Source organism: Clostridium sp. SHJSY1, assembly GCF_031626875.1.
Taxonomy (GTDB): Bacteria; Bacillota; Clostridia; order Clostridiales; family Clostridiaceae; genus Clostridium.
In genome coordinates this window covers 11830-27044 of the sequence record NZ_JANDMF010000061.1, presented here as the reverse complement: position 1 = coordinate 27044, position 15215 = coordinate 11830, and the positions used below count along the sequence as shown (strand labels likewise).

18 protein-coding genes are annotated in these 15215 nt (G+C 27.3%); 14 read left to right on the top strand and 4 right to left on the bottom strand.

Translation table 11 applies throughout. The annotated features are described in order from the left end of the window. The first annotated feature begins 188 nt into the window (after positions 1–188). The 4 genes from NNC19_RS20695 (at position 189) to NNC19_RS20680 (ending at position 2720) form a co-directional block, all read left to right on the top strand. Positions 189–431, top strand: a complete 243-nt coding sequence (locus NNC19_RS20695; protein WP_310940600.1) for a hypothetical protein — start codon at positions 189–191, stop codon at positions 429–431. A 93-nt stretch (positions 432–524) separates the two neighbouring features. Next, on the top strand, positions 525–839 hold the full coding sequence (locus NNC19_RS20690; RefSeq protein ID WP_310940599.1) for a hypothetical protein: 315 nt from the start codon (positions 525–527) through the stop codon (positions 837–839). Between the two features lie 119 nt (positions 840–958). Then, positions 959–2143: an HNH/ENDO VII family nuclease gene (locus NNC19_RS20685; protein WP_310940598.1), complete on the top strand. Its 1185-nt coding sequence runs from the start codon at positions 959–961 to the stop codon at positions 2141–2143. Between the two features lie 13 nt (positions 2144–2156). Next, positions 2157–2720 (top strand): suppressor of fused domain protein, encoded by a 564-nt coding sequence (locus NNC19_RS20680; protein ID WP_310940597.1) that lies wholly within the window; start codon positions 2157–2159, stop codon positions 2718–2720. A 508-nt stretch (positions 2721–3228) separates the two neighbouring features. On the opposite strand, the gene NNC19_RS20675 is transcribed toward NNC19_RS20680, so the two are convergent. Then, a complete protein-coding gene (locus NNC19_RS20675) occupies positions 3229–3777 on the bottom strand; it encodes a sigma-70 family RNA polymerase sigma factor (RefSeq protein WP_310940596.1) in 549 nt (182 codons plus the stop codon). Here NNC19_RS20675 and NNC19_RS20670 point away from each other — a divergent pair. The 4 genes from NNC19_RS20670 to NNC19_RS20655 all read left to right on the top strand — a co-directional run bounded on the left by NNC19_RS20670 (position 3698) and on the right by NNC19_RS20655 (position 6583). After that, positions 3698–5284 (top strand): hypothetical protein, encoded by a 1587-nt coding sequence (locus NNC19_RS20670; RefSeq protein WP_310940601.1) that lies wholly within the window; start codon positions 3698–3700, stop codon positions 5282–5284. The two genes, NNC19_RS20675 and NNC19_RS20670, sit on opposite strands and share 80 nt — an antisense overlap. A 1-nt stretch (position 5285) precedes the next feature. Continuing rightward, positions 5286–5681 carry a ribonuclease toxin immunity protein CdiI gene (gene cdiI, locus NNC19_RS20665; protein ID WP_310940595.1) on the top strand — a complete coding sequence of 132 codons (396 nt, stop codon included), beginning with the start codon at positions 5286–5288 and terminating at the stop codon, positions 5679–5681. Between the two features lie 6 nt (positions 5682–5687). Beyond that, positions 5688–5918, top strand: coding sequence for a hypothetical protein (locus NNC19_RS20660; protein WP_310940594.1), 231 nt, complete (start codon positions 5688–5690; stop codon positions 5916–5918). 299 nt (positions 5919–6217) lie between these two features. Further along, positions 6218–6583 (top strand): hypothetical protein, encoded by a 366-nt coding sequence (locus NNC19_RS20655; protein ID WP_310940593.1) that lies wholly within the window; start codon positions 6218–6220, stop codon positions 6581–6583. 27 nt (positions 6584–6610) lie between these two features. Here NNC19_RS20655 and NNC19_RS20650 read toward each other — a convergent pair whose 3' ends face one another. Then, complete coding sequence (locus NNC19_RS20650; RefSeq protein ID WP_310940592.1) at positions 6611–6772, bottom strand: hypothetical protein; 162 nt, start codon at positions 6770–6772, stop codon at positions 6611–6613. A gap of 17 nt (positions 6773–6789) precedes the next feature. After that, complete coding sequence (locus NNC19_RS20645; RefSeq protein WP_310940591.1) at positions 6790–6999, bottom strand: hypothetical protein; 210 nt, start codon at positions 6997–6999, stop codon at positions 6790–6792. 186 nt (positions 7000–7185) lie between these two features. On the opposite strand from NNC19_RS20645, the gene NNC19_RS20640 reads away from it, so the two are divergent. Genes NNC19_RS20640 through NNC19_RS20625 form a run of 4 tightly spaced genes read left to right on the top strand, consistent with a single transcriptional unit; the run spans position 7186 to position 11973 of the window. After that, positions 7186–9402, top strand: a complete 2217-nt coding sequence (locus tag NNC19_RS20640) for a peptidase domain-containing ABC transporter (protein WP_310940590.1) — start codon at positions 7186–7188, stop codon at positions 9400–9402. After that, complete coding sequence (locus NNC19_RS20635) at positions 9392–10885, top strand: HlyD family efflux transporter periplasmic adaptor subunit (protein WP_310940589.1); 1494 nt, start codon at positions 9392–9394, stop codon at positions 10883–10885. Before NNC19_RS20640 ends, NNC19_RS20635 begins: the two co-directional genes overlap by 11 nt. A gap of 14 nt (positions 10886–10899) precedes the next feature. After that, positions 10900–11706, top strand: a complete 807-nt coding sequence (locus tag NNC19_RS20630) for a type II CAAX endopeptidase family protein (protein WP_310940588.1) — start codon at positions 10900–10902, stop codon at positions 11704–11706. 21 nt (positions 11707–11727) lie between these two features. Then, positions 11728–11973, top strand: a complete 246-nt coding sequence (locus NNC19_RS20625; protein ID WP_310940587.1) for a hypothetical protein — start codon at positions 11728–11730, stop codon at positions 11971–11973. A gap of 253 nt (positions 11974–12226) precedes the next feature. Here NNC19_RS20625 and NNC19_RS20620 read toward each other — a convergent pair whose 3' ends face one another. Next, complete coding sequence (locus tag NNC19_RS20620; protein ID WP_310940586.1) at positions 12227–12790, bottom strand: sigma-70 family RNA polymerase sigma factor; 564 nt, start codon at positions 12788–12790, stop codon at positions 12227–12229. A 218-nt stretch (positions 12791–13008) separates the two neighbouring features. On the opposite strand from NNC19_RS20620, the gene NNC19_RS20615 reads away from it, so the two are divergent. Together NNC19_RS20615 and NNC19_RS20610 are read left to right on the top strand one after the other, a co-directional pair. Next, positions 13009–13728: an N-acetylmuramoyl-L-alanine amidase gene (locus NNC19_RS20615; protein WP_310940585.1), complete on the top strand. Its 720-nt coding sequence runs from the start codon at positions 13009–13011 to the stop codon at positions 13726–13728. 314 nt (positions 13729–14042) lie between these two features. Further along, the gene (locus NNC19_RS20610; RefSeq protein WP_310940584.1) at positions 14043–15215 is read left to right on the top strand and encodes an AAA family ATPase; all 1173 of its coding nucleotides are present in this window, start codon (positions 14043–14045) and stop codon (positions 15213–15215) included.

The window sequence follows — 15215 nt, the reverse complement described above, 5'->3', positions numbered from 1 at the left end:
ATTATATTAATAAAATTATATCAGCATACTATTAGAATTCTATTGACAACTACTAGCTGGACTGAAGAATATGCTGATAAAATGCGGGATTAAAGAGAGTAATGGGAAAAATATTATAAATTTTTAGGCATTTAGATTAAAAATAAATATATCTTCTATGAAAAGAAATTAGAAGGTGAGGGATTTAAATGATAAATGATGAAATAAAATTACAAGGTGATAACTATGATGTATTTGATAAGAAGCAGATAGCTCTTGCAATTAGGAATTCTAACTTTGAAGATGAAATTTCTTGTTCTATTTTGGAGCAAGAGATACTTGGGAGTTGTGAAAATTGTTCTCTTAAGAGAATATGTGAAGGGATTGAAAATGTTTTGCAGGAGCATAAGGGGAGAATTACAAAGGTTGTTAAAAGTTTTGAATTTAATTAAGGTGAAAAATACTGGCTTTGGTCAGTATTTTTTTGTTACTATATAGTATAATGAAATTTGATTTAACAAGAGATGAAACAAGGGGGAGTAAATTTGAATCCAAATATAAATGTAATTAAGGATGTTAGTAAAATTAATAGCAGCAAAAGTAAAGTGGACAATATAATAGATGATTTAAAGGACATAAATAATTTAATGCTAAATGACTTTGAAGGTAATATGAAATTTGAAATAGTTGAAAGAATGAATCAATTAATAAATAGGTGTTATGATTTGGAGATTGAATTTGTAACTATGAAAAATACTCTTATGACTTTATCTATGGATATATTAGATGAAGCTAAAAGATTAGAAGACCTTAAGAAACAAAAAGAATTGACTAATAAAGTTGGACCAGTTATAAAATAAACTGGTTTCTTTCAATTTATACCATTGAGTAAGGCAGTTTTTATAAGTATAATGATGAACTATAGGCAAACTTTAGGTGGGAAACTAGAAGTACAATTGAATACAAAAGAGGAGGATTAATGGATACAATAAAGGTAGACACAGAAAAACTTCTAAGGTTTGCAACAAAGATGGTTGATCTAAAATACGAATTTGATTTCATGATGAGGGAAATAGCTAGTATAGAAGATACATTAAATTCTGTTAGAGATGTTAGTACCCATACTCAAAGAGAACAATTAAATTATATTGAAGATATGGGATATTATATTTCTAGGGAATTTAATAGCTTTGCTGAAAGTTTATATCATGCATCTAAGGAATATGTCACATTAGAAGAAAAATTAAAAAATTCATTAGGAGCCATGGCTATAGGTCATATGGATAAAATTGCTGATAGGGCAAAAGGTGGAGAGGATATTATATTTCCTTTATATGTACCTAAAGAATTTAAAGATTATAGAAATTATCTTATTAGTGAAGAAGAAGCAGACAAATATATTAATTCAAGTTTTATAGGGGCTAAGAGTTATAAAAAAGAAGAGATAAAAGATTTGCCACCTATGATAGCATATAAAAAAGATAATAAACTGAAAGATAAACTGAAAGATAAACAAAGTTCTGATTTATATATATATGCTCTTTCAAAACATTATCCAATAGGTCTTTTTGGAGAAGAGGAAAAACCTTCTGGAATAGAATTTCACGATGAATTTTTGGAGAGTCAAAGTTATTATGTATATCAACGGGTTTATACAACTGAATTAGAGGTTACACAGGCAATTATGTTGTTTGATGGACCAGTAGGAAAGCCCTTGAATGGGAAAGTTGAAGTTATTGATTCTATAAAGGGGGTAACTAATTCTGAAAGAAAATTATTGAGTGGCTCAGAATGGAATGATTATTTTAAGGAGACTTATGGATCAAGAAAAGTAAGGTGGAAGAACAAGCCAGTATCATATGATAGACCATCTCATTTTAGAAAAGGAGTAAGAGATAAAGTTTGGGAAAATGCTAAAAATGCTAATGGTGATGTAATAGACCCTGTAACAGAAAAAGTTATGAATAAATCAGAAACATGGGATATGGGACATAAACCAGGATTTGAATTTAGAAAACATAAACAAAGTGCCAAGGAACGAGGTATATCAAGAAAACAATTTTTGAATGAATATAATAAGATAGAGCATTATAGACCTGAATTACCAAGTTCTAATAGAGGTCACCAAGGTGAAGATTTAACTGATATTTATTTTGGTGATTAATAAGGAGTGAAATATGGATATTAATAAAATAATAGCAAAAAAAGAATTAGAAGTTATAGGAGGAAAACCAAAGGTTTTTCGTTATTGGGATGAAAAAGAGAAAAAAAGTGTAGATATTTTATCATGTGTAGACAGACCATACACTGGGGTAATTTCCTATGCAACTATTGGTTTATCAGAGCATGATATAGGAATGTTAAGTGATAATAAAAAATTAAGAGTAGAATTATTAGGGGCGTGTGATGAAAAAGAAGAGTTCTTTGCGAATATATTATCTACTACTGCTTTTGAAATAATGGAAAGAGGTAATTGTGGATATGGCCATATTATTCCAAATGTAATATCACAGTATATTAATGATTGTGAAATGAAGCATATTTATTTGATGAATCCTTTTTTATGGGATGGATTTAAAACTATTGAATTTGGAGATAGGAAGATAACATGGCTATTAATTATTCCAATTTCAAGTCAAGAAAAAGAGTATGCTATAGCTAATGGATGGGATGCATTAGAAACAAAATTTGAGGAAGCAGATATAGATGTTTTTAACTTGAAAAGAAAATCTATAGTATAAAATTTAATAAATATTATTTTAATATTTAACTGCAAAATTAGGTAATAATAGAATGTATAATATCTAGTTAACAGAGAGTATATATAAAACTGTAATAATTAGAATAGATAATTCACTACATAATCTAAATAATGTAGTGAAAGAAGTTAAAAAGGTTAATGTTTCAATAATTGGGGCATTAACTTTTTTTTCTTGAACTGAAATATCTTTAAAAGCTAAGATATATAGAATTAAAAACTAACGTAAGTTGATAATCTAGGAAAACCTAGGTTAAATAATTCCACTTAGAAGTTAATAGAATTGTGAACATAATATATGTAGTAGAAAAGCACTAAAAAATAAAAAGAATTGATAGAATAAAACATATAAATAGGATAAAGGAACTTGAAGATATAATAACTAATCAATAAAATAAGTAAATTATTCAATGAAGTAAAAAATTGGAAAATACAGTACATTAATAAAGATAAATACATTAGAAACCAACAAGTATATTAGATCGGTGTTTTTAGTTGTTAACTATATTTTGTAGCTTATTATATAATAACAATCTTTTCTTAGCAGCAGTAGAACGTGAAATATTTTTCCATTCTGCATAGGATTTTAAGGTATTGCCTCTAAATATATTAAAAACTAAAAGCTCTTTTTCATAAGAAGTTAATTTATCTAATGCGTTAAATAGTTCATTTATATTTATATTAAAGATTAAATTATCTTCTATACAATTTGATTTATTTTTATCTAGTGAGCTAAGATCCCCATCAAAAGTAAGTGTGTTCAATCCTTGGACTTGATTATTTTTGATGGATTTTTTTATAATAGCATACATGGAATTTTTTATTGCATTGGTAGCGTAGGCTACAAATCTATGTGATTCAGGATTATATTTTTCTAGAGCATGAAGGAGAATGATATAGCATTCACTTTGAACATCTTCAAAATCATATCTATATACATATAGAAAAGCCCTTGAAACTATGCAGGGCTCATTAAATCGGATAAATGGAAGGTTAGAAAATGAAAACAGTGGAGAGTCTGTAACAGCCTTGGTAGACAAGCATAATGAGTTACAGACGGAGATAGAGTCTTGCAAGAAGGAACTAGATACATTATATAGGTCATTTGATGGATTTTATAATGATATGACAAGCATAATAAGGCCAATTAATTATGGATTAGATGTAAGAGTAGATAAATTAGATATTTATTGTAATATGAAAACTATGTTTCTATCTATAAGTGCTTTAAAAAATTTAATATCATCTGGACAAACAAGACTATATTTTGATTACTCATCAGCCTACTATACAACCAGCGCAAATCCATCTATAACTGCTGAAGATAAGCTAAAGGAAGAAAATAACTATAGGAAAATTGAAGAGATATGGGATATAATTAAGCAATATGGAAATTGGTTTGAAGAAGGTCAAGAGGATATAGAATACCAATTCAATAAATATGTGGTGGCTTATGAAGAAAGAGATGATGATTATGGAGCAGCAGCTAGTATTTTATATGATGCAAGAGCTTCATTGTGGGATAAGACGAAGGATGTTGGAGAAGATATATACAATCTAGGAGAAGGTGTAGTTAATTTTGGAGAAGATTTACTTAATTTAGGTGGAGGAATCTTTCAATATGGAATGGGTGGGACAGGTTATTTAATTTCAAAGATAACTGGAGATACTCCAGGTATATTTGATTATACTGAAGATAAATTTCATGAAACTAATAAGAAAATTAAATCTGTATTTAATAATCCATTTGAGGCAGTAGAAGATATGAGCCAACAAGTGTCTGATGAATATGAAGAAAAAGGGGCAGCACATGTAGTTGGTCATTACGGAACTCCTTTTATTGCAAATAAATTCAAATTTAAATCAATCACAGCTAGTGCTGCTGAAGGGCCTACAATAAGAAATAGAGTTCTTAATAACACTAATAATCCTCTTTATGAAAATCAAGGACTATATAGCAAAGAAAAATGGGAACAATTTTTTAATAGTAAATATGGAAAAGAAAATGTAATACATAAACCAAATATAAAATATAAAGAGGGCTATTATGTTGAACATACAATAGGTCCAATTAAAAAATTTACAGAAAGAAATGGAATTAGTGGTGGACATAACTATGAAGAATTTTTAAAGTATTTTGAAAGTGATTCTAATAAATACAAATTAGTTGAGTTAAATAGAACTTCTCATTCAGATGTTGAGGGAATTTTTGATATGGAATTTAAAGCAAAGTATGAAAAAATGGACTACACTGGGAAGAATGGGACTGGGGAGTATAAAACAATACCAAATGGGAATAAAACTTATAGTAAAACTTTATATGATTCATCTATAATTTCTAGTGATGAGATTATTGAATTAAGTAAAATTGCTATGGAAGAAGGATTAATTAATAAAAGAACAGTTGAATTAGGAAATCAAACTAAAATGAAAATATTAGGAGAAGCAAATTGCAAAGGAAAAATATTGAAGTTTGAAGGAATAAAAAATTTAATAACTGGAGAGATAGACAATGCTTATCCAGTATTAGAATGGAGTGTTGAATAATATGAATATATATAGTGAATTTTTAGAGAAAATGAAACAAGACGATTTTAATAAATATGCAGTTATTGATGTATTGAATTTATATGTAAATGGGAAAAGATTTTTTGAACGTTTAGAGGATTTTGCAAAGAAAAATGGTGAAAGAAGAGAATATCATGGAGTGATTTATTCAGAAGAATATGAGAAGGATGATGAAGGATATTTTGGAGAAAATAAAATTCTGTTCTATTCTGGTGATTATGCAGATGAAGAGGATAATCCAGAAGATATTGTTGAGTATGATGAGTTCTACAAGTATTTAGAAGTAGCTTGTGAATTTTTTCTTGAAAGAAATCCATCTCAAAAAGAAAAGGTTGAAGAATTAATACTGGAAATAAAGAAAACATATGGAATTTAATAAAATATGTTAGAAAAAGATTTTAAAGCAAACTTAATAAAAAGTATTATTGAATTAGGACTAAAAGAAGAAGCTAATATAAAGTTCACAATAAAACCAGTTTATGAACCAGGGAAAAAACTAAATTCAAAAGATGATTATATGAGGTTAGCTGTTCTAACAGATAAAAATCTGAAGGACAGATATTTCGACTTAACAGGAGCCGCAAGAATACTTTCTCACCCAGATTTATATTAACCACTTTGGATAAATGTTGAACTTATCAAAGAAAAAGAGAATGAATATGTAATTGAACTGAAAGTCAGTAAGAGGTTTAGAACTGAAGGTATATTGCAAAATCAAGAAACTGGACACCCACCATTTAAGGTAATTAAATAGATAGTATATATAAAGTCAGCTTTAAATTTTAGAGTTGGCTTTATTCATTGTCAAAATTGTTTTTAATATATGACTACAATAATGAAAAAAGATTCATTTTTTAGCAAAATTAGTTTATAATAAAATTAGGAAAAAATATGTAAGAAAGGGGTTTTGATATGATATTGGTAGCACCAATTTTTGCTATATTTAATATTTTATTTGTATATATTCTAGAAGTACATAAAGTATACTATGTAACTTTAATAGAAGGTGTTATTATTTTTATATATGTGTACACTCTTTTATCAAATAAAATTTTTTCACCAATTATGAAAAATATTAATATTACAAATAATGAGTTGAAAAAAATTAAAAATAATCTAATAATACTTTCCTTAACTTATATTATATTAAGTATATTATTCATTGTTAATGTATTACCAGAAGATTTAGAAAAGTTACTTCTAGTTTCAATTCCAGTTTTTATAACAGCATTATTATTTGATAGGGTACTTAAAATAAAAAAAAACTTGGCAAATTAATGCCAAGTTTTTTAAAATTCTAAATGATTACCAAGTTTGGCTATCTAACCAGTCAGCCCATGTCTTATAAATGCCAAGAAGACCAAGAGGTGGGCAAAACATTCCACCAACACCTAGTCCAAGATCAATAAGATCTCCACCATTGATAGTTTCTAGTTCATAGTTATTAATTTCAATAAAATTTTCCATACAAATCCTCCTCTATTTTAATCAATAAGTTTATATATGCAGTAACCTCCGCCTACAGCAGCAGCTACTCCGAATCCAGGGCCCCATAATGCAGCGATTGCTAAAGCATTACCTAAAGAAAGACCACCAGTAAGTCCTAATAGCACACTTGACCAAGGCCCAGAACCGGCATCAATACATGCCAATTCTTCAATTGATAATTCTATTGAATTATTCATTTCTAACATTGAAAAATCATCCTTTCAAAAATAAAATTTAATAATATGTGTAAAAATACACTTATTACTTATTCTTCACAAGTTTAATAATTCCTTCCAATAGATATAAAAAAATGATAAAATAGTCATATAATACAAAATAATATCGTAATAGTGTAATATAGTTAAAATATTAGATAATAAGAAGGAGTTAAAATGACTTTTTTAAAAAAATACAATTGTATAAAACAACATGATCAAAAAGATTGTGGTGCAGCTTGTTTAGCCACAGTAGCAAAGCAATATGGGCTTAAAGTTCCCATATCAAAAATAAGAGAAATTTCTGGAACTGATAAACAAGGCACTTCAGCATTAGGAATTGTTAGAGCGTCAGAGAGCATAGGATTTACTGCAAAAGGAGTTAAAGTTTCAAAATTAGAAGATATTTTTAGTGAATTTCCAAAACCTTGCATAGCACATGTTCTTATAGATAGAAAGTTGCTGCATTATGTAGTTATACATAAGGTTACAAAAGATGAAATTTTAATTGCTGATCCTGCAAAAGGTATTGTTAAGTATGCACCAGAAGAATTTTTTAAAATATGGACAGGAATTTTGATTTTAATGACACCTGCTCCAACATTTGAAAAAGGAGATGAAACAAAAGGATTATTTCAAAGATTTTGGGGTTTGATTAAAGTTCAAAAAAAATTATTAATAAATACATTTATTGCTTCATTACTCATAACTATCCTTGGTATTGTAGGATCTTTTTACTCAAAGTTTTTGTTAGATGATATATTGCCTAATGGGTTAGAAAATAGCTTATTAGTTATTTCTATGGCTATGGTTATTTTAGGAGTATTTAAGGTAATAACTGAATTTTTTAGAAGTATGTTATTAATACATATCTCACAAAATATTGATATACCATTACTCCTTGGATATTATAACCATGTAATTAATTTACCAATGAACTTTTTTGGGACAAGAAAAGTTGGGGAAATTATTTCAAGGTTTAATGATGCTACCAAAATAAGAGACGCTATAAGTTCTGCAACATTAACTCTTATGATAGATGTTTTAATGGCTATTGTTGGAGGTGTTATACTGTATACTCAAAGTTCAAAATTATTTACGATATGTTTTATTCCAATATTATTATATGTTATTTTGGTTTTTGTATTTAGAAAGCCTATTGAGAAAGTAAATAGGAATGTTATGGAGAATAATGCTAAATTAACATCATATCTAGTAGAATCTATAGAAGGAATAGAAACTATAAAATCATTTAATGGAGAAAAATTGGTTAATTTAGAAACAGAAAGTAGATTTATTAGGCTTATTAAATCTGTATTTAAAAATGGCTATATTGGTAATATGCTAAACTCTTTAAAAGGAACTGTTAAAGGGATATTCTCAATATCAATCTTATGGATAGGTAGTTTTTTTGTAATAAAAGGTGAGATTACAATAGGAACATTAATAAGCTTTAATGCTCTTTTAGCATATTTTATTGAACCTATTGAAAGAATGATAAATCTACAACCACAATTACAAAGTGCTATTGTTGCAGCAGATAGACTAGGAGAGATTTTAGATTTAGAGCTTGAAAGAACTGAAAATGAGGATAGAAAGATTAATCCTAAAACATTACTTGGAACTATAGAATTAAAGAATGTAGATTTTAGATATGGTACAAGAAAATTAGTTTTAAAAAACATTAATATGGAGATAAAAACAGGTGAGAAGATTGCATTAGTTGGTGAAAGTGGTTCTGGAAAAACTACAATTGCAAAACTACTAATGGATTTTTATGATGTGGAAAAAGGTGAAGTGTTAATAAATACTTATAATATAAAAGATATAAATAAAGAAGTCTTAAGGGACAAAATTTCTTACATATCGCAAGATTCATTTTTCTTCTCTGGCACAATCAGAGAAAACCTTGAATTTGCTAATCAATTTGCAACATATGATGAAATTATAGATGCTTGTAAAAAAGCTCAAATCCATGAATTTATTAATAGTACCCAAACAAGATATGGAACACTACTTGAAGAAAAAGGAGCTAACTTATCTGGGGGACAAAGACAAAGAATTGCAATTGCTAGAGCATTACTAAAAAAGCCAGAAATTCTTATAATGGATGAAGCTACATCTAATCTTGATTCAATTACAGAAAAGGCAATTGAAAATACTATAGAAGAATGCACAAAAGATGTTACTACAATAATCATAGCACATAGGCTAGGTACAATTATGAAGTGTGACAGAATATATGTTATGGATAAAGGCGAAATAATTGAAACTGGTACTCATGAAGAGTTGTTAGGAATGAAAGGATACTATTATAGACTTTGGATTGGACAAACTGGTGGAGTAATTGAGGAAGTAGCAGCAGGTAAAGGAGGAGAAGAAAATGAAATATAAGATACAAGAGCTTAAAGATATAACTGATAGCAGAGAAATAATGCAATCTTCTCCAACAGGATTTAGTAAGTATATGACATATATTATTTTAACATTATTAACTTTTGTAGTTATTTGGTCAGTATTTGCCCACAAGGAAGTATCAGTTAAGGCAACAGGAACAGTTAGACCAAGAACAGAAGTGAATAAATTATCAAGTAATACTGTAGGAAACATAACTGAACTTAATGTTAAAGATGGGGACAAAGTAAAAAAAGGAGATATTTTAGTCGTTGTTAATGGTTCACAGTATGAAGTTCAAAGAGATGTGCTACAAAGTAATATAGATAGCAAGAATAAGGATCTAGACTTAATAAATAAGCTAAAACAATCTATATTAGATGGTGAAAATAAATTTAGTGATAGTGATGATAAAGAAAAGGAATATAGCAAAAAGTATGAGTTATATGTTCAAAACTTAAATGCTAGTGGAAGCCAACAATCATTAAATGATGAGCAGAAACAAGAAATAAATAAAAATATTTCTGATTTAGAATTGCTTAAAAAAAGCATTGAAGAAGGTAAAAATTATTTAGATAAAAGTAATGCATTATATTATCAATATAATGATTATGTTTTAGGTATAAAAAAATATGATGATGCAATAAAAGCAGCAGAAGACAATATAAATAAAACTCAATCAGATTTAGATAAAATAAGTAATGCAAAGAATAGTTCCTTGGGTAATTCACAGCAAAACGCTCAAGATCTACTTAATGAACAAAGTAAAACTCAATTAGAACAACAATTAAGTACGTTAAAAGATAACCTTCAAAGTTATAAGGCGGAAAAAGATAAACTTAAAAATACAACTATTATGAATATTACTAGTGAAATTCAAAAAGGTAAATTACAATTATCACAAGTTCAAATTTCATCTGCGTCAAGCACATATAAAGAACAATATATTTTAAATTTAGATAGTAATATATCAAGTTTACAAAGTGCTATAGATCAAATTAAAATGAACTTGGAACAAGTGAATAGTCAAATTGAAACAACAAGCATTAAAGCTAACAGTGATGGAATAGTTAATATGCTTTCGGATATTAAAGTCGGAGATTTTATTCAAAATGGAACCCAAATTGCTTCTATTGTTCCAGAGGATGAAGCAAACTACAATGTAGAGGTGTATATAAGCAATCAAAACTTTGGAGAAATTAAAGATGGTCAAGATGTTAGTATTGAACTAGTATCATTACCAGGAAGAGAATATGGATATTTAAAATCTAATTTAACAAATATAAGTGTTGATGCAAAGGTTAGCCAAGAAAAAGGAACAAGCTATTATACAGCAACATGTCCAATTGAAGAAACCTCATTAAAGAACAAAAAAGGTGATAGTATTGATATTAAAAATGGAATGTTAGCTGAAGTGAGGATTATAAATAGGAAAGTATCTTATTTTAGATATTTTTTAGAAAAAATTGATATATTAGATTAAAGTGAGGTACAAAAGTGAAAGAATATATAAAAACGTTTGGAAAAATAATCTTTTTTGGAGGAATATATTACTCATTACAGTTATTTTGTGGTGTGTTATTTTCAACTTTCTATTTCTTAACACATAGAAATATTGAGTTAAAACAATTGATGGAAGAGGCTCAAAAGGCACTTTTAGAAAATATCTATATTTTAACTGCTATTTCAGCATTAATAACTGTTGTAATATATTATTTTATATTAAGAAATAAACAAAAAAATCTATGGGAAAGATGTAAAGTAAAAAGAATTCATAAATCAGATCTAATGATAGTAGGGGTTATTGGAGTTAGTGTTGCAATATTTAGTAATTCTATTGTATATCTATTTTCAAATAAATTTGATAGTTATAGTAAGGTAAATTCAATAATAACTAATGCATATGGATCTTGGGTATCTATGATATGTGTTCTTGTATTAATACCAATCTTTGAAGAAGTATTATTTAGAGGATTAATATTTAATGAATTAAAGAAGAAATTTAATATGTTTTGGGCAGTGTTATTACAAGCATTAATTTTTGCAATATTTCATGGTAATATTCTTCAAGGAATATATACTTTTGTATTAGGTGTAATTTTATGTATAATATATATAGAAACTAAATCTATTTTTGGAAATATTTTATGCCATATAATATATAATATGTGTGGTTCTGTTTTAGGACCTTTAGTATTGTATTATACATCAAGTTTTGTATATGTGGATCTTATATTAGGACTAGCAATAACTATTATACTTTTACTTCATATGATAAAAAGACATAAAATAATAAAATATTAGATACAGAGAGGATGAATATTTATGGAAAATACAATAAAAACATCAAAAAGCCCATTAATTTTAGGGATTCTAGGTTTAATTGCATGGTTTATCCCAATAATAGGACTACCAGTAAATGTAGCAGGAATAATTGTTTCTATAATTAAAGTGAAATCAGAAAAAACAACAATATCAAAAGTAGGACTAGCATTTAGTATAATAGGTCTAATATTAACTTTTATAAATGGATATTTAGGTTATCAATTAATGATGAGTAAGTTAAGCTAGTAAGAAATAATAATAAAATAAGTAAAAGTTTTATAGTATATAAAAATCCTTATGAGGCTAAAATTAGGTTTCATAAGGATTATTTTTTTATAAATATAAAATAAATAATAGAATATAAAATGTTAAGTCTACTCTATTTTAATATTATTGTATAAGTAAAGAATATCAAACCAATTTGACTTACTACCTTCTCTTTTTGATTAAGAATCATAATTCATTAAATTAGAGCATATTAAAAAAGCTCCAACAGTACCTAATTAATTATCCGTTGGAGCTTATTATATAGATTTAATCTTTTCTTAGCAGCAGTAGAACGTGAAATACATTTCCATTCAGCATAAGATTTTAAAGTATTACCTCTAAATATATTAAACACTAAAAGCTCTTTTTCAGAAGAGGTTAATTTATCTAATGCATTAAATAATTCAGAAGTAGTTATATTATAGATTAAATTATCTTCTATACAATTTGATTTGTTTTTATCTAGTGAGCCAAGATTTCCATCAAAAGTAAGTGTGTTCAATCCTTGAACCTGATTATTTTTAATGGATTTTTTTATAATAGCATACATGGAATTTTTAATTGCATTAGTAGCATAAGCTACAAATCTATGAGTTTCAGGATTGTATTTTTCAAGAGCATGAAGGAGAATAATATAACATTCGCTTTGGATATCTTCAAAATCGTATCTATCTATGTAAGTTTTCTTTGAGAAATTTATGATAAAAGGCTTGAATTCATTAATTAGTTTTTCTTTTAAGGTTTTATTTCCTGATTTTGCTGATATAACTAATGATTCGATATAATCATAGTTCATATAGATATGCCTCCTTTTAATTAAAGAGTTTAATATGTAAAAGAGTAAAGCAACTGAAAGAGAGCTGCTTTTTAATATTACAATGGGTGTAATTTGGGTATATGTATATATTACTAAATATGAAGGTTTGTGTCAATAAATAACAAATATGTTAAATTAATTGCTTTTTTAGGCGTTGATAATATTTAAGAATATATCTTTAGTGGAGGTGGTTCGAAATGAGTAAAATTAATACTCTAGCTATTGATATGGGGCATAATGTTTCTTATGACATAGGAGCTGTTGGTATTAGAAGGGAAGATGATCTAAATAGGGAAGTTGTAGAGACACTTATCAATTTGTTGAGGGACGTAGGAATTAATGTTATTAATTGTACTCCAAGTAATGCTTCAAGTCTTAATGATTCATTATCTCAAAGATGTGAAAAAGCTAATAATGGATGGGCTGATTTCTTTATTTCTATTCATCATAATGCTTGCCCTGGAGGTCATGGGGCAGAGGTTTGGTGTATTACTGGTGGACTGGCTGAAGAAGTTGCAAATACTATTTTAGGGGAGATTTGTAGTTTGGGATTAAGTAATAGAGGAGTTAAGGATACTAGAGATTTATTTGTTATTAATCAAACTTCTATGCCTGCTATTTTAATTGAGTGTGCTTTTTGTGATAGTGAAGGGGATATGAGTGGATATGATACTGGAGCTATTGGGAGAGCTATTTTTAGGGGTATTTGTAGAGTTTTTGATATTGATTGTAGTGGAGGGGAAGGTAGTAATTCAGGGGGACAAGATAGTTGGGAAGAATATTATACTGTTGCTAGTGGTGATACTTTGTGGGGGATTTCTAGGAAGTTTGGGGTTAGTGTTGATTGGTTGGGGGAGGTTAATGGGATTGAGAATAGGGATTTGATTTATGTAGGGCAGAGGGTGAGAATTAGATAGTTTGAGTTAAAGAGTATTCAAGATGTTGGATACTCTTTTCTATTGATATGGATGTAATAATTAAGATATATAGGGCTATTATAGGGGGATTTTATGAATGAATTGTTATTGTTAATGGGAAGATAAGAACAAATGTTTTGGAGACTAGGGGGTGCATTTTTGAATAAAAAGGAGTTAGGATATAGTGAGTTATGTTAACATAATTAAATAAAAACGATAAATACGTTTTTATTTTGAATAAATATTGAATAAGTAGTTAATATAATATAGTATAGATAATATAAAAACAAAAATAGTGATTTTAGGAGGCAAAGATGAAATTACTAAAAATCAAAGTTAGAGGTTTAAAACTTTTTAAAGACGAACTCGAAATAGACTTTTTTGCTGAACAACGTGTTGGTCCTGAAAAGAATGAAATGCTATATAAATTATTTTCTAATATTTATATTAATAATGTTATTGCTTTAATAGGAATTAATGCATCAGGGAAAACGTCAATTCTAAAAGTTATATCTTTTGTAATTAATATGTTAAATAATGAACCAATCAATAAAATTGTTTATAACGATATTTTAAATGGAATAAATTATGAGGATGAAGTGATATTTGAGACATATTTTTATTCAGAAGAAAATTATATAAACAAATTAAAAACTGTTGTAAAAAGAGATGATAAATCCCAAGATGGTGAAAATAAATATACAATTAAAGAAGAAAAACTTTGGAGAAAAAACTTAAGCTCAGTAAAAACTAAAAAAAGCCTTTTTGAATTTGAGAAATTGAATCCAGTTCAAATAAGAAATGCAGATGAAGAATTTTTGATGGAAGATGTTAGTATAATTATTTCCTTAAATAAAAAACATAATTCGCGCTTTTATATTAGAGATATGATAAACTTAACGAATACAAATCAAATTACTTTTACTGGAGAATTCCCTCCTGAATTAATAACTTTTTTAGATCCTAGTATTGAGTATTTAAATTTGAAACATGATGGTAAAAAATTAGAAATCAGATTAAAATTTAAAGAAAAAGAAGAAATTATTTTGTATGATCCAGTAGAACTAAATAATTACTTATCTTCTGGTACTATAAAGGGAATAAATGTATTTTTAAATGTCATGTTAGCTTTTAATAATGGGGGCTATTTGATTGTTGACGAATTAGAAAATCATTTTAATAGAGAAATTGTTTCTACATTAATACGATTCTTCATGGATGAGAAAATTAATCATAAAGGTGCAACTATAATATTTTCAACACACTATTCACAGTTATTAGATGAATTTGAAAGAAGTGATGATATTTATATTATCAGAAATAAAAATGGTATAAATGTTGAAAAACTTTCTAAAATATTGAAGAGAAATGATATTAAAAAAAGTGAAGCTTACCAAAGTGGTTATTTACAAGGTACTGCACCAGCTTATGAATCATATATTAATTTTAAAAATGCTATTATTTCTGGCAGAATTGATGAGGTATGA